A 14,072-nucleotide genomic window follows, 5' to 3' on the forward strand; every position below is an offset into this window, starting at 1 on the left:
ACCTTCGGGGCGTATCGGGCGGGAACAAACCCACCGCCGCGGCTCAGTCCACTGTGGACGATTCGGCGCGGTGATCCCGGCGATCCACCGGCGGGCGCGTGCGTTGGCCACCACGGTTTCCCGGAGCGGCGAGCACGCCGAAATCGAGGTGCCGAAGGATCCGTCGCAGCACGGCGAAGAGCGGAATGGCGTGGGCAATTCGCTCTCGGGGCGCCGAACCCAGCCTGGTGGCGATCACCCGGGCGCCGCCGATCCGGCCGGTCGGCCTCCCCGCGAGCGCGAGTGCACGAAATCCGGCCGCGATCGCGCCGAGGGCGACGGTCGAGGTGGGCATCGGCAAGAACCCGCCCCACAGCGCTCCATGGAAGTTCCGATCATCCTACCTGCTGATCTTATCGCCGTTAAGATCTTAACAGTGATAAGCTACTGTCGAGTTGTCAAGTCCGATACGGACCGGCGAAGGTGTGCGCATGGTCGTGAGACGGGATGGCTACGTTCGAGCCGCGCTGGAACTCCTCGACGAGGTCGGGCTGGACGGATTGAGCCTGCGCAAGCTCGGGGAAAAGCTCGGCGTGCGGGGTCCCGCGCTCTACACGCACTTCGAGAGCAAGCAGGCGTTGCTCGATCAGATGGCCGAGACCATGCTGGACGACCGGCTGGCTCCGCTGGACGAGCCCTCGGCGATGGACGATTGGACCGAGTGGCTCGCGCGGCGCGCCCGCACCATCCGCCGCACGCTGCTGTCCTACCGGGACGGCGCCCGTCTGCACGCGGGCTCCCGCCCGACCGGCCGGTCGGCGATGACGCCGCTGATCAAACCGTTGCTGCGGGCCGGTTTCACCGAAGAGGACGCGACGCACGCGATCCTCGCCATCAGCCGGTACACGCTCGGCTGCGCCATCGACGAACAGCAGCACGTCGAGGGCGACCACGACGAGGATCCGGCCGCCTCCTTCGAATACGGCCTCGCGCGCCTGATCGCCGGGCTCCGCGCCGACGTCGATGTCGCGAATCCGCCAGACCAGGATGTCGCGTGACTGCTGGACTGAGGTCATGACGACCGACGACGCCCGGCTGTTCCGCTCCCTGCACGTCCCGTCCGACCCGCTGGTGCTCGCCAACGCGTGGGACGTCGCGAGCGCCCGGCTCGTCGAGGACGCGGGCGCCGCGGCGATCGCCACCACCAGCGCCGGCGTGGCATGGAGCCTCGGCGCTCCCGACGGCGACCGCCTCGGCCGGGCACTCGCGGTGGACCTGATATCCAGGATCGCCCGTGTGACAACGGTTCCGGTGACCGCGGACATCGAAGGCGGCTACGCGGACACACCCGGCGGCGTCACGGAAACCGTCGCCGCGGTAGTCGCGGCGGGCGCGGTCGGCATCAACATCGAGGACGGCCCGCGAGCGCCCGAAGAGGTGGTCCCCCGGATCGCGGCGGCCCGCGCGGCCAGCGGCGAGGTGTTCGTCAACGCCCGGATCGACACCTTCCTCCGCGGGCTCGGCGGGGTGCCGGAAACGCTGGAGCGCGCCGCCGCCTACCTCGCCGCGGGCGCGGACGGGATCTTCGTCCCCGGCACCACCGATCCCTCCGTGATCACCGCGCTCGTCGAGGGCATCGACGCGCCGGTGAACGTGATGGCCCACCCGGGCGCGCCCAGCGTCAAGGAACTGGCCGGACTCGGGGTCGCGCGGGTGAGCGTCGGTTCCGGCATCAGCCAGGCCGCGTACGCCGTCGTGCGGGAAAGCGCCCGGGAACTCTTCTCGGCGGGCACGTACTCGCGTCTCGAGGAGTCCGTGGACTACGGCACCCTCAACGATCTCCTCTCGTCCCGCAATTAGGTGACGAATTGCGGGAGGGTGCGTTCGGTCCGGTGAGTCGTGACCGACGCACACGCGAGCCCGCCGCCCCGGGGGGAGCGTTGCGAAAGCCACTTTCGCAACCTTGAGCGTTGCGAAAGTGGCTTTCGCAACGCGCTCACCGGGGGCGGGTGCCCAACTACCCGCAATTAGGTGACGAATTGCGGGTCAGGACCACAGGTAGCGTCGCTCCGGCCGTCCGGTCCCGCCGTACTTGAGGGTCACCTCGGCCTTCCCGGTCGCCACGAAGTGCTCCAGGTACCGGCGCGCGCTCACCCGCGCGACGCCGGTCGCTTCGGCGCATTCGCTCGCGGACATCCCGCCGGACGCGCCGCGCAGCGCGGTCTCCACCAGCCGCGCGGTCTCCGCCGTGAGTCCCTTGGGCAGCACGGGTTTCGCGCTCGGCCGCGCGCCGAAGACCTGGTCGACATCGGCCTGCCCGGCCTCCGCCAGCCGGTCCAGCCGCTGGTGCAGTGTCGCGAAATGGGTCAGCTGATCGCGCAAGGACGCGTACTCGAACGGCTTGATCAGATAATGCAGGACACCGCCCCGCATCGCCTGCCGCACGGTTTCCACGTCGGTCGCGGCGGTGATGAGGATGACGTCGACGTCCTCGGTCGCGCGCAGCTCCCGCAGCACCGAAAGCCCGTCGAGATCGGGAAGATAGACGTCGAGCAACACCAGATCCGGTTTCAGTTCCCTGGCGAGACGGAGCGCGTCGGCCCCGGTGTGGGCGACCCCGACCACGGCGAACCCCTCGGTGCGCGTGACGTATCCACTGTGGACCTTCGCGACCATGAAATCGTCGTCGACGACGAGGACCTTGATCATCGCGGCAACCTCGCCGTGAACACCGCGCCGCCGGAGTTGTGCACCTCGACGGAACCACCCCGCCGCACGCACGCCTGCCGGATCAGCGCGAGCCCGAGCCCGCGCTGGCCGTGCGCGGCGGCCTTCGTGGTGAAGCCGTGTTCGAACACTTCTTCCGCGATCTCCGGGGCGACTCCCGGTCCGGAATCACGGACCACCACGCGCACTTCGTCCTCCTCCTGCCATACCCCGACCTCGATCCAGCCCCGCTCACCACCCAGCGCGTCCAGCGCGTTGTCGACGAGATTTCCCAGCACCGTCACCAAATCGGTGGAAAGGGCGTCCTCGACGCGGTCGAGTTCGCTGTCCGGGGCCATGCGCAGCCCGACCCCGCGTTCCGCGGCGAGCGACGCCTTAGCGATCAGCAGTGCCGCCACCGCCGGATCACCGACCCGCGAGCCGACCTCGGCGCGCCACTCCCCCTGCGCCGAACTGATCCGGCTGACGTAGCCGCGAACCTCTTCGTATTCCCCGAGTTCCAGCAATCCGGAGATGGTGTGCAGCCGGTTGCTGAACTCGTGCGCCTGCGCCCGTAACGTGTCGGTCGCGTGCCTGCTGGCGTCGAGTTCGTCCCGCAACGTCATCAGATCGGTGCGGTCCCGCAGGGTGACCACGGCTCCCCGTACGTCGATCGGCATCCGGTTCAGCGTCAGCACCTTCCCTTGCCGCAACACGATCTGGTCGGCTCCGGTCGCGCGGCCGGTGAGCAGGTCGCGGATCCGCTCGTTGAGGTCGAGGTCCTCCACCGACCGGCCGACGGCGTCCTCCGGCAGCGCCAGCAGCTCGCGGGCCTGGTCGTTCGCCAGGGTGATGCGGTGCTGCGGGTCCAGGCCGACGACGCCCTCCTTGATGCCGTGCAACAGCGCCTCCCGGTTCTCGACCAGCGCGGTGATCTCGTGCGGCTCCAGGCCGAGCGTCTGGTTCTTCACGCGCCGCGCGAGCAGCAGCGAACCGCTCACCCCGATCACCAGCGCGACCCCCAGCACGCGCAGCGCGTTGTCCGGCGAGTCGAGCACACCGGCGAAGAAGCCGGGCGACTTCGAACCCGCCGCGACCATGCGGATCACCTTGCCGCCCTTTTCGTCGAGCACCGGGACGTGCGCCACGATCGAGCCGTCGAGTTCGCCGACCCAGGACCGTCCAGAGAGGACAGAGCTGTCGCCGATGTCGAGCAGCGTCCGCACCTGACCCGGATCCGGTGACGCGAGCACGGAACGGTCCGCTCCCGCGATCACGACGAAATCGACCCCGGAGAGGCTCCGCGCGGTCTCCGCGGGCGCGTTCAATTCCAACGGGCCGTTCTCGAGGTCGCCCACGACCCCCTGCGCGGCGACACTCTCCGCGACCGAAAGCGCCCGGCGTCCCTCGGTCGTGCGGAAGTTGTTCCCCGCCTGGACGACGGCCAGCACGCCCACCGCGCACAGTAGGCAGGTGACGACTACCAGTTGCCACACGAGGAGCTGGCGGGCCAAGGAACCCCGAGCACCCATCGCCACCTCCGCGTGACCACAAAGAACAAAAGAAACCTTAGGCGTCTAAGCGAGACATCTCTGTTTACACGAGTGCAACATGTCCAACCACGCGGCAGAGAGGCGGGGATCACAGTGAAGCCCAGTAGCTGGTTGGCCATCGCGGCGGCGCTCGTCGCCGTTTTGCTGGTGCCACCGTTGCTCACCCCGGGCAGCGAGGCCGACGAGGGCTCGCAGATCCGGTCGTTGCGGGTGCTCGTGCCCAACGCGCCCGGCGGCGGTTACGACATCACGGCGCGGACCGCGACCAAGGCGATGGAAGACGCCGACCTGCTCGGCAACGCGGAGGTCTTCAACCTCCCCGGCGCCGGTGGCACGGTCGGCCTCGGCCGCACGGTCGCCGAACGCGGCAACGGCAAGCTCGTCATGTCGATGGGTCTGGGCGTGGTCGGCAGTGTGTTCACGAACAAGTCGCCGTCTTCGCTGCTCGACACCACACCGGTGGCGAAGCTGATCGAAGAGTCGGACATCGTCGTGGTCGGCAAGGACTCGCCGTACCGGAACATCGGTCAGCTGGTCGAGGCCTGGAAGAAGGACCCCGGCGCGGTACAGGTCGGCGGCGGTTCGTCGCCGGGCGGGCCGGACCACCTGGCGCCGATGCTGATGGCGAAGGCCGTCGGTCTCGCACCCAAGGCGGTCAACTACGTCCAGTTCGACGGCGGCGGCGAGCTGCTCGCGTCGGTCCTCGGCGGCAAGGTCGCGTTCGGCGTGTCGGGTGTCGGCGAGTACCGCGACCAGATCGCGGCGGGCACGCTCCGGGTGCTGGCGGTGACCAGCGGGAGCCGGATCCCCGGAATCGACGCGCCGACGCTCGCGGAGTCCGGTGTGGACGTCAAGTTCACCAACTGGCGCGGCATCGTCGCGCCGCCCGGGATCACCGACGCCGACCGCGCGAAGCTGGTGAGCCTGTTCGAGCGGTTGCAGAAGACGTCGCAGTGGCAGGAAGCCTTGCAGCGCAACGGATGGACCGGCGCGTTCGCGCCAGGTGAGCAGTTCGGTTCGTTTCTCGCAGAGGAGAACACTCGAGTGGCAACGGTGCTGAAAGAGCTGGGTCTGGCATGACGACGACGTGGCTGAAGGAGCGCTCCGAACTCGGGGTGAGCGTCGGGCTCGTGGTGCTCGGTGTCCTGGTGCTCACCGACGCGCTGAGCATCCCCACCGACTTCGCCCAGCGCGGCCCGGTGGGACCGAAGGCGGTGCCGATCCTGGTCGGCTCGCTGCTGCTGCTCGTCGCCGTCCTGCTGGCGCGCGACGTGCTGCGCGGCGGCAAAGGGGAGGCCGAGGGCGGTGAGGACATCGACCTCAGCGAGCCCGCCGACCTGCGCACGGTGCTGTTGCTGTGCGGCGCCTTCCTCGCCAACGCGGCGCTGATCGGCCTGGTCGGCTTCCCGATCTCGGGCGCGATCCTGTTCTGGGGTGCGGCGTACGCGCTCGGCAGCCGCAACCTGGTGCGTGACCCGCTGATCGCGGCGGGCATGTCCGTCGTGACCTTCCTGGTCTTCAACAACCTGCTCGGAGTCCCGCTCCCCGGTGGCCCGTTGATGGAGGTGTTCTGATGTTCCAGCAACTCATCGACGGCTTCGGCACCGCGCTGACCCCGACCCATATCGCGATGGCGGCGATCGGGGTGCTGCTGGGCACCGCGATCGGTGTCCTGCCGGGGATCGGCCCGGCCATGGCGGTGGCACTGCTGCTCCCGGTGACCTACGGGCTGGAGCCCACCGGCGCGTTCATCATGTTCGCCGGCATCTACTACGGCGGGATGTTCGGCGGTTCGACGACGTCGATCCTGCTGAACACGCCGGGTGAGAGCGCGGCGGTGGTCGCGGCCATCGACGGCAACCCGATGGCCCGCAAGGGCCGCGGCGCGCAAGCGCTCGCGGCGGCCGCGATCGGGCATTTCGTCGGCGGCATCCTCGGCACGATCGCGCTGGTCGTGCTGGCCCCGGTGATCGCGAAGCACGCCGTCGACATCGGCGCCCCGGATCTGTTCGCGATCATGGTGCTGGCGTTCATCGCGGTCACCTCGGTACTCGGCAGTTCCCGGATCCGCGGCGTGGCGTCGCTGCTGATCGGCCTCACCATCGGGCTGGTCGGCCTGGACGAGATGACCGGACAGCAGCGGCTGACCTTCGGCTCCCTGCATCTCGCCGACGGGATCGACGTCGTGATCGTGGCGGTCGCGCTGTTCGCGGTCGGCGAGTCGCTCTGGGTCGCCGCGCACCTGCGGCGCAACGCGTTCAAACCGATCCCGGTCGGCAGGCCGTGGCTCTCGCGTGCCGATCTGAAGCGGACCTGGAAGCCGTGGCTGCGCGGGCCGGTCATCGGGTTCCCGTTCGGCGCGGTGCCCGCCGGTGGCGCCGAGATCCCGACTTTCCTCTCCTACGTCACGGAAAAGCGGCTCTCGAAGCACAAGGACGAGTTCGGCAAGGGCGCCATCGAAGGCGTCGCGGGCCCGGAAGCGACGGCGTCGGCTTCCGCCGCCGGGACGCTGGTCTCGATGCTGACGCTCGGCCTGCCGACCACCGCGGTCGCGGCCGTGATGCTGGCGGCGTTTCAGCAGTACGGCATCCAGCCGGGACCGCTGCTGTTCGAGCGGGAGTCTTCGCTGGTGTGGGGCCTGATCGCCTCGCTGTTCGTCGGGCTGACGCTGCTGCTGGTGCTGAACCTGCCGCTGGCGCCGCTGTGGGCGAAGCTGCTGCGGATCCCGCGGCCGTACCTCTACGCGGGCATCCTGTTCTTCGCCAGCGTCGGCGCGTACGCGGTCAACGCGGACATCTTCGACCTGCTGGTGATGTTCGTGATCGGCCTGATCGGCTTCGCGATGCGCCGATACGGGTTGCCGGTGCTGCCGGCGATCATCGGCGTCATCCTCGGCCCGGCCGCCGAACAGCAGATGCGGCGCGCGCTGCAGCTCAGTGACGGAGAGTTGACCGGGCTGGTCAACACCCCGTTCGCGATCGTGGTCTACGTGATCATTCTGGTGATCCTGTTCTTCCCGTTGATCAAACGTTTCCTGCCTGCCCGTCCCACCGCCGCCGAGGCGGAGCCCAAGGACAAGGTGGACGTCTGACCAGCGGGAATACGGCCCGGCCTCGACTGCCCCGAGGCCGGGCCTTCTCCCTCTCCGGAAGGAGGACACTTGTCCGCGCGAGTGATCTTTCCGACGCCCCGCGGCGACAGGATCGGTTCCATGAAGATCCTGCATGCGCCCCCGGCCGTCAGCGACACCGAGCGACCGGTTCCCCGCTGGGCGACACGCCTGGCCTACGCGCTCCCCTGGCTTCTGCTGCCTTCGTGTCTGTGGCGGCTGCCCTTCGCCGTGCATTTCGAAATGGGTCAGGTCCACGATCGCGAGATGCCGGACTACTGGTTGAGCATCCCGTACGTTCTCACGCTCAGCGTGCTTTCCGAGGTCATCGCCCTCCTGGCCATCGGACTGGTCCGAGGCTGGGGCGAGGTGGTGCCCCGATGGATCCCCGTCCTCGGCGGCAAACCAGTCCGGCCGATGGCGGCGGTCGTTCCCGCCGTGGCCGGAGGTCTGCTCCTCACCGCGCTCTTCAGCTCGATCCCCCTCGGCGACGGCCGCCGGTTCACCCTGTTCGGCGTCACCGAAAACGCGGCCTACGTCAACGAAGCCTGGGAAACGCTGGCGACGATCTGCATCGCGCCGCTCGCGCTCTGGGGGCCGATAACCATCGTTCTGGCACTCGCCTATCACCACCGCCGTAAGGTAACGAAAGCATAACGGCGAGATCGCGTTTTGAACCGCGTGCCCGTCGGGGCCGTTTCAGCCAACGCGGAGTCAGTGACGCCGGTGCTGCCGGCGCCGCATCCCCCGGGCTCCGCGCAACGACACCGAACGAGGTGAACAAGTTCATGCCCCGTAACCAAAGAACCGCCGGCCGCCATCGCATGGCGCGCCGTACCAAGGTCGCCACGGGCGCCATCGCCTTCGCCCTCGCCGTCGGCGGGATCGTCGTGCTCAACACGACCGGAACCCCCGACGCCGCCAGGGCCGACGGCGCGGACAAATCCTTCTTCATCGACATCACGAAGGTCCCCCGCGGTAACAACGTCAACCTCGACCTCGCGAAACGAGGCGCACGAGGGACGTTCACCGTGGACTGCGGCCGCAACGAGAACGGCCACTTCAACGGCGACAACTTCATCGCGCAGCCCGGTGTCCGCAATGGAGCCGAACACCTCCACGACTACGTCGGGAACCTGTCGACCAACGCGGATTCGAACAACAAGAGCCTGCTGCGCGCGGGCACCACATGCAAGAACGGGGACAAGTCGGCCTATTTCTGGCCGGTCATCCGGATCAACACCGAAGAAGAGGAAGCGAACGAGGCGGCGAACGAGGAGAAACTCGCCGCCGACCGCGTGAACGCGGCCAAGGACCAGGCGGCCGCCCAGGTCGACTGCCCCGACATCGCCAGCGAGCTCGACGAACTCAGCGAGGTCCCCGACCAGGCCATGCCCGCGGTCGACGAGAACCTCGACAAACTCGACCAGGAGTCCGACAACGCGAACAACCAGCTGGCGCAAGGAAAGCAAGCGGCCCAGGTACTCGACGAACTGAAGACCAAGCGGAAGCCGTCGATCGAGAAGATCGCCGACACCATGCGGCAAGCCGGGAAGCCGGTCGCGAAGAACGAAGACCAGCTGGCAGGCTGCGCCGTGAAGCAGAACGGCGAGGGCGGCCTCGACAACGGCGGCGACAACAGCAACGTCAACGCCGCGGGCGACGCCGAGAAGAAGAAGTCCGACGGCAAGGCCGCCGACCTGCCCGGCGTGAACGACAACAACGAGATCGGCGACAACGAGGGCGAAATCCAGCGCGCCGAAAAGGTCGATCTGACCTTCACCAGCGGCGGTGCCCGCCGGGTCGTCGCGATGCCGAAATTCCTGCGCGTGCTCTACGGCGACGCCAAGCAGAGCACCAACGGCCCGGCCAACGCGCGGCCCAGCTGGACCTGCACCGGCTTCGAAGACCGGCTCACCGAGCTGTACCCGATCTGCCCGCGGGGCAGCAAGGTCACGCGGATCCACTCGTTCCCGAACTGCTGGGACGGGAAGAACACCGACAGCGCCAACCACCGGACGCATATCGTGTTCTCCGACCGCAACGGGAAATGCCCGCGCGGCTTCAAGAACGTGCCGCAGCTGCGGATCACGCTGGTGTACGACATCCCGCCGGAGGTCCAGGCCGCCGGGCAGTACGCGGTCGACGCGTTCGCGCAGGAGAAGCACAATCCCCGTTCGGATCACGACGACTTCGCGAACGTCATGTCGCAGCGGCTGATGAACCAGCTGGTGAAGTGTGTCAACAGCGGCAAGAGGTGCAGGCAGTAGCGGAGCCTGCCGCCAGTCCGTGAAGGCCTCCTTGAGGGACTCTGGGTCCCTCAAGGAGGCCTTCACGGACTGGCCGAGCAGGGGGCGCGGCGGGGATGACCCGCGCCCCCACCCCCCGCGCCGGGGGTCCGGTTCCCGGCCCGGCGTAGGGGTACCGGGCCGGGAACCGGCGAGCGATACGGCTTTCCCTCCCTGGAAACCGGACCGCCCGGTCTGGGTCAGGCCGTCGTGGACAACCGGCTCACCCGGTCGAACACGAGCGGCACCGCGACAGCGGGGTTCAGTTCGGCGAGGACCGCTTCCGCGTCCAGGCCCGGCAGGTGGATCCACGCGCTGTCCGCGAAATCCGGGGTCGTGACGCTGATCCGCGCGCAGCGGGCGGGCGGGACCAGCGCGACCCCGAACGGCTCGACCACGTTGCGCCACACCGATTGCGAGACGATCATCCCGGCGCCGAACTTGTCGCCCGTCGGATCCGAACGGCACCAGTAGCCGACGGCGTCGTTGAAGGTGGAGGCGCACAGCAACCGGGTCAGCGTGATGTACGTGCGGTGGTAGCGGTGGTTGTCCGCCATCGGTCCCATGTGGACCGCCACCCGCGCCCGCATCGGGACCCGGGCGTAGCGGTTGCGGGTCCGGAGGAGATGGTCCAGGTGGAACACGACCTCGCAGAGCTGGCCGACGGCGTGGTCCGGATACGCGACCATCAGCCCGTCCCCGGTCTCCCGGAAGTGACGCGCTTCCCCCGGCGCGAGCCCGACCGCGGTGAACGACCGGGAAACCAGCGTTTCCATCTCGGTCTTCATCGGGTCCAGCAGGTCGTCACTGGCCTTCGACGAACCGACGATGTCGACGGACAGCACGGCGTGGGTGTGCGCGTTGTATCGGCCTGAGGTCAGCACCTGCATCTCTGCGACCCCTCCCCTGATCGGTGAAAACTGGCGGCAGGAAGCAGTGTTCCCACTCCTCACCGGAAGTTCTGTTCGGAACCGAACAAAACGTGACCTCGCGCAGGTCAACGCCAGTGAGCTAAGTCACACCTTTTTCCGTGACCACCCGCAATGCCTCGCGGTCGATGACGGTGATCGCACGGCGCGAACTGGCCACCACTCCCGCCTTCCGGAGCTTGTCCAGCGCCTGCGCGACCATGGTCCGGCCCATCGGGATGAACTGCGCGAGTTCGTCCTGGCTCAACGGGATCCCGATCCGCCAGCCGGCGGGTGTCCGGATGCCACAGACGTCGACCAGGTAGTCCAATCTGGTCGCGACCCTGGCCACCGCCTGCGGTTTCCACGACTGGGTCCGCTGCCGCTGGGCGAGCACGAACCGGCGGGCGACGCTGACGAGCACCTCCCGCATCGCCGCCGGATGCTCCAGCAGGAACCGGTTGAACTCGCTCGCCGCGATCCGCCGGACGTGCACCTCCTCGATGGCGACGACGTCGGCCATCCGGATACCACCCGCGATCACCGCGATCTCGCCGTGCAGATCGCCGGGGACCCCGACGTCGAGGATGACCGTCGCGCCCATCCGGTCCGCACTGGTCACCTTCACGTAGCCGTGCCGCAGCAGCATGACGAAGTCGCCGGGCTCGCCCGCCCGCATCAGCGCCTGCCTGCCCTCGTAGGTCTGCGGGGTCCCCATCTCCAGCAACCGGGCACGGACGGGTTCGTCCAGTCGCTCCAGGAACGGACGTTCTCTTTCTTCGGCGGCCTCCTGGCCCAAACCCACGAAACACCCTCCCAGGCAGTCGTGAACACCTATCGCGGAGAGTAACCGAGTCGGCCACTCGATCCGGCGGCGGAACCGTCGTGAGTGGTGAAGATGCCCAGCCGGACCAGCTCCGATCTGATCCACTCGGCCAGCCGGTGCAACGGTCCGTCTTCGGCCTCGACGAAATAGCTGTCCACGATCTGGTGTCGCCTATCGGCGTGTTTCGCCGCGTAGAGCAGCGCTGACCGTACCTCCGACACCTTCAGCGGAGCGACCTTGATTCCCGGAGCGGGCCGCACGGTGCTTTTGGCGGCCATCACCGCCAGCACGGCCTCCTCCAGGCTGAACCGGTGCTCCACCGGTACGACCACATGTTCCACGCCCTCGACAACCCGGCGCCCGATCAACGGCATGCCCTCAGATCAGCATGACGCACGGCCGTAGTCTGTTCGGCACCGAACACTCACCCCGGTTCGACCGCCGCGAGAGCGTCTTCGAGCGTTTCCCGGTACAGCCGCATCCGCTCGACGAGCATCACCGGATCAGGGTTCTCGTCCCGCGCGTGTCGCTCCAGCTTCTCGGTGGTCTGCTTCACCGTCACCCGTAGCTCGACGACTTCGGGAGTACTCCGGTCCGTCCGGCTTTCCAGTCTCGCCACCGCTTGCCGGAAGACTCCGGCGAGGTCCGTCTCGCCCGGCCGCAGCGTTTCGATGGCCGTCAGCGCCCGTCCGAGCAGGCTGTAGTGATCGGACGGCGGTTCCGGCGCACGCTTCGGCTGCGCCTGCCTCCGCCGCCTTCCGTTCAGCACGAAGAACGCGGTTTCGGCCGGGATCAGCACGGCCAGGATGGCGACGCCGCCGAACAGCCAGGCCTGCGGATGCGGGTAGGTCACCGCGCGGCCGATCAACCCCGCGATCAGGCTGAGCACCACCGCGACGACGTGGAACGGACGATTGTCGTACTCGGCCATGTCAGAAGTTGCTGAAGACGTTGACGAACATCTTGTCGATGCCGTACGGGTCGACGGCCTGGTAGCTGCGGGCCTTGGACTTCTGCGCGATCTCGTCGAGGACTCGGCTGTCGGCCTGCGCGCCGTAGGCCATGGTGAAGATGCGGACGGAGTTGTCCAGCCGTTCGGCGTCGACGTTCTGCAGCACCTGCTCCTTCGTCCCGGCCTCGGTGTTCTCGCCGTCGGTCAGGAAGACGACGGCGTTGATCAGGTTCGGATCGAACTCCCGCCGCATCTTCTCGTTGGCGGCCATCACGGTCTGGTACAGCGCCGTATCGCCTTTCGGGGTCAGGTTTTCGACCAGGTCGACCATCGGGACGCGGACGTTCTTCACCTTGCCGATCGGCATCTTTTCCTCACACCCGTCGGAGAACGTCCACAGCCCGACTTCGTCTTCGGGATGCAGGTACTCGAGCTGTTTCCGGATCGCGGGTTTCAGCAGGGCGATCCGGCTTTCGGAGTACGGCTTGTCCTTGCGGTTCTTGTCGAACGGTTCGTTCATCGAGCCGGACAGGTCCAGTACCAGCAGGATCCGGCCGCGCCGTTGCGTGTACTCCCAGCCGTCCAGCATCTTCTGGATCTGTTCGCCGGTGGGGACGCCGATCTTCGGCGGCTCTTGGGCTCCCTGGGTGCCCACGACCCCGGCGAGCTCCGGGGTCCCGTTACCGCCGGGGTCGCGGAATCCGAGCTCACGGAACCGTTTCTGCTGTTCGGTCTCCAGGAGGAAGTCGTAGAAGTCCTTGGCCGCCGCCTGCTGTTCCGGGGACGCGTTCGCGGTGACCAGGAAGGGATGGTCGATCAGCATCGTCCCTTCCCGGGGGTGGACGGCGACCAACGGCCGCAGCGGCGCGACCGGGTTTCCCTTCAGCTGAGCCGGATCCCCGGTCGGCACGCCGCGGTTGTAGAGGTAGACCATCTGCTCCTGCATCGCCATCGCGCTGATGTAGGGCGTCGGTTTCTTGCGGTCCTCGTCGTACAGCGTCTTCAGGAAGGCCACCGAATCGTCGCTGTAGTAAGCGACCGACGCCTCGATCCCGCGGACGAACTGCACGGTCTCCGCGGTGCCGATCTTGCCGTAGTCGCCGCCCGTCGCGGCGAAGTAGGTCGCGATGGTCGCGGCGAGCCCGGACGTCGACCGCCGCGGGTTGTCCTTGCCGAGCGTGAAGTTCCCCCACTGGGCATACGCCGCGCCTTTCGAGGCCCAGCCGCCGTTCCGGTTCACTTCCAGTACGTCGCCCCAGCCGAGGGTCTTGCCGGGCCAGCCCATCGCCTTGGCCATCGGCTCGGGCATCGCGATCACCATCGGGCTGGTCGCGAGCGAGGTCTTCGGCCCGGCCTTGATCCGCTCGCCCTTTCCGCGCTGGCGCAGCAGATCGAGCCAGAGCGACGAACTGGGCAGCCAGACCTGGGGCTCGGGCTGGTGCTGGTCGAGGTCGTTCCAGCCGTCGGCGATGAGGTCGAGCGTGGCCCCCGAGGTCTTCTTGTGCGCCTCGACCTTCGCGCACCGGCCGCGGTCGAACGTCCGGCCGGTGTTGTTGTACCGCTCGGCCAGTTCGGCGATCAGATCACCCTTCTCCGTGGAAGAACTGGTGATCAGGCGGACGCAGTCGGCCCTGGTCGCGTTCGAAGGCGGGGTGACCGTGGTGGCGAGCAGGACGATCACGAGCGTCCCGACGAGCGCGCCGAAGACGAGCGAAAGCCAGCCTGATCTCCGCATGTGCCGCCCCCTAGCC

At 68.1% G+C, this 14,072-nt stretch carries 15 protein-coding genes; 7 read left to right on the forward strand and 8 right to left on the reverse strand.

Annotated elements, in window-relative coordinates; translation table 11 throughout:
- Positions 1-43: 43 nt before the first annotated feature.
- On the reverse strand, positions 44-334 hold the full coding sequence (locus CVV72_RS22130; RefSeq protein ID WP_219145626.1) for a hypothetical protein: 291 nt from the start codon (positions 332-334) through the stop codon (positions 44-46).
- Between the two features lie 136 nt (positions 335-470).
- On the opposite strand from CVV72_RS22130, the gene CVV72_RS22135 reads away from it, so the two are divergent.
- Together CVV72_RS22135 and CVV72_RS22140 are read left to right on the forward strand one after the other, a co-directional pair.
- A complete protein-coding gene (locus CVV72_RS22135) occupies positions 471-1,037 on the forward strand; it encodes a TetR/AcrR family transcriptional regulator C-terminal domain-containing protein (protein WP_219145627.1) in 567 nt (188 codons plus the stop codon).
- A gap of 16 nt (positions 1,038-1,053) precedes the next feature.
- Positions 1,054-1,839: an isocitrate lyase/phosphoenolpyruvate mutase family protein gene (locus CVV72_RS22140; RefSeq protein WP_219145628.1), complete on the forward strand. Its 786-nt coding sequence runs from the start codon at positions 1,054-1,056 to the stop codon at positions 1,837-1,839.
- 186 nt (positions 1,840-2,025) lie between these two features.
- Here the strand turns inward: CVV72_RS22140 and CVV72_RS22145 are convergent, their stop codons facing one another.
- A complete protein-coding gene (locus tag CVV72_RS22145) occupies positions 2,026-2,688 on the reverse strand; it encodes a response regulator (RefSeq protein WP_219145629.1) in 663 nt (220 codons plus the stop codon).
- Positions 2,685-4,217 (reverse strand): sensor histidine kinase, encoded by a 1,533-nt coding sequence (locus CVV72_RS22150; protein ID WP_219145630.1) that lies wholly within the window; start codon positions 4,215-4,217, stop codon positions 2,685-2,687. The genes CVV72_RS22145 and CVV72_RS22150 overlap by 4 nt, the downstream gene beginning before the upstream one ends.
- A gap of 132 nt (positions 4,218-4,349) precedes the next feature.
- On the opposite strand from CVV72_RS22150, the gene CVV72_RS22155 reads away from it, so the two are divergent.
- The 5 genes from CVV72_RS22155 (at position 4,350) to CVV72_RS22175 (ending at position 9,617) form a co-directional block, all read left to right on the forward strand.
- Complete coding sequence (locus CVV72_RS22155) at positions 4,350-5,318, forward strand: tripartite tricarboxylate transporter substrate binding protein (protein WP_219154056.1); 969 nt, start codon at positions 4,350-4,352, stop codon at positions 5,316-5,318.
- Positions 5,315-5,812 carry a tripartite tricarboxylate transporter TctB family protein gene (locus CVV72_RS22160; RefSeq protein ID WP_034317933.1) on the forward strand — a complete coding sequence of 166 codons (498 nt, stop codon included), beginning with the start codon at positions 5,315-5,317 and terminating at the stop codon, positions 5,810-5,812. Before CVV72_RS22155 ends, CVV72_RS22160 begins: the two co-directional genes overlap by 4 nt.
- Entirely contained in the window at positions 5,812-7,329 is a 1,518-nt protein-coding gene (locus CVV72_RS22165; protein WP_219145631.1) for a tripartite tricarboxylate transporter permease, read from the forward strand. Before CVV72_RS22160 ends, CVV72_RS22165 begins: the two co-directional genes overlap by 1 nt.
- A gap of 120 nt (positions 7,330-7,449) precedes the next feature.
- Positions 7,450-8,004: a hypothetical protein gene (locus tag CVV72_RS22170; protein WP_219145632.1), complete on the forward strand. Its 555-nt coding sequence runs from the start codon at positions 7,450-7,452 to the stop codon at positions 8,002-8,004.
- A 131-nt stretch (positions 8,005-8,135) separates the two neighbouring features.
- Entirely contained in the window at positions 8,136-9,617 is a 1,482-nt protein-coding gene (locus CVV72_RS22175; protein ID WP_255632213.1) for a DUF1996 domain-containing protein, read from the forward strand.
- 218 nt (positions 9,618-9,835) lie between these two features.
- Here the strand turns inward: CVV72_RS22175 and CVV72_RS22180 are convergent, their stop codons facing one another.
- From CVV72_RS22180 to CVV72_RS22200, 5 genes are all read right to left on the reverse strand, one after another.
- Entirely contained in the window at positions 9,836-10,525 is a 690-nt protein-coding gene (locus CVV72_RS22180; protein ID WP_034317906.1) for a hypothetical protein, read from the reverse strand.
- Positions 10,526-10,646: 121 nt separating this feature from the next.
- Complete coding sequence (locus CVV72_RS22185; RefSeq protein ID WP_125680634.1) at positions 10,647-11,348, reverse strand: Crp/Fnr family transcriptional regulator; 702 nt, start codon at positions 11,346-11,348, stop codon at positions 10,647-10,649.
- A gap of 29 nt (positions 11,349-11,377) precedes the next feature.
- Entirely contained in the window at positions 11,378-11,743 is a 366-nt protein-coding gene (locus CVV72_RS22190) for a hypothetical protein (RefSeq protein WP_219145633.1), read from the reverse strand.
- Between the two features lie 50 nt (positions 11,744-11,793).
- Positions 11,794-12,300 (reverse strand): hypothetical protein, encoded by a 507-nt coding sequence (locus tag CVV72_RS22195; RefSeq protein ID WP_219145634.1) that lies wholly within the window; start codon positions 12,298-12,300, stop codon positions 11,794-11,796.
- Between the two features lies 1 nt (position 12,301).
- Positions 12,302-14,056 carry a substrate-binding and VWA domain-containing protein gene (locus CVV72_RS22200; RefSeq protein WP_219145635.1) on the reverse strand — a complete coding sequence of 585 codons (1,755 nt, stop codon included), beginning with the start codon at positions 14,054-14,056 and terminating at the stop codon, positions 12,302-12,304.
- Positions 14,057-14,072: the final 16 nt, after the last annotated feature.

Origin of the sequence: Amycolatopsis sp. TNS106, assembly GCF_019330265.1 — a bacterium.
Taxonomy (GTDB): domain Bacteria; phylum Actinomycetota; class Actinomycetes; order Mycobacteriales; family Pseudonocardiaceae; genus Amycolatopsis; species Amycolatopsis lurida.

Bases quoted from the DNA above. Each gene is read 5' to 3' on its own strand.
- CVV72_RS22130 (WP_219145626.1), bottom strand. From the start codon at position 334: ATGCCCACCTCGACCGTCGCCCTCGGCGCGATCGCGGCCGGATTTCGT.
- CVV72_RS22135 (WP_219145627.1), top strand. From the start codon at position 471: ATGGTCGTGAGACGGGATGGCTACGTTCGAGCCGCGCTGGAACTCCTC.
- CVV72_RS22140 (WP_219145628.1), top strand. From the start codon at position 1,054: ATGACGACCGACGACGCCCGGCTGTTCCGCTCCCTGCACGTCCCGTCC.
- CVV72_RS22145 (WP_219145629.1), bottom strand. From the start codon at position 2,688: ATGATCAAGGTCCTCGTCGTCGACGACGATTTCATGGTCGCGAAGGTC.
- CVV72_RS22150 (WP_219145630.1), bottom strand. From the start codon at position 4,217: ATGGGTGCTCGGGGTTCCTTGGCCCGCCAGCTCCTCGTGTGGCAACTG.
- CVV72_RS22160 (WP_034317933.1), top strand. From the start codon at position 5,315: ATGACGACGACGTGGCTGAAGGAGCGCTCCGAACTCGGGGTGAGCGTC.
- CVV72_RS22165 (WP_219145631.1), top strand. From the start codon at position 5,812: ATGTTCCAGCAACTCATCGACGGCTTCGGCACCGCGCTGACCCCGACC.
- CVV72_RS22170 (WP_219145632.1), top strand. From the start codon at position 7,450: ATGAAGATCCTGCATGCGCCCCCGGCCGTCAGCGACACCGAGCGACCG.
- CVV72_RS22175 (WP_255632213.1), top strand. From the start codon at position 8,136: ATGCCCCGTAACCAAAGAACCGCCGGCCGCCATCGCATGGCGCGCCGT.
- CVV72_RS22180 (WP_034317906.1), bottom strand. From the start codon at position 10,525: ATGCAGGTGCTGACCTCAGGCCGATACAACGCGCACACCCACGCCGTG.
- CVV72_RS22190 (WP_219145633.1), bottom strand. From the start codon at position 11,743: ATGCCGTTGATCGGGCGCCGGGTTGTCGAGGGCGTGGAACATGTGGTC.
- CVV72_RS22195 (WP_219145634.1), bottom strand. From the start codon at position 12,300: ATGGCCGAGTACGACAATCGTCCGTTCCACGTCGTCGCGGTGGTGCTC.
- CVV72_RS22200 (WP_219145635.1), bottom strand. From the start codon at position 14,056: ATGCGGAGATCAGGCTGGCTTTCGCTCGTCTTCGGCGCGCTCGTCGGG.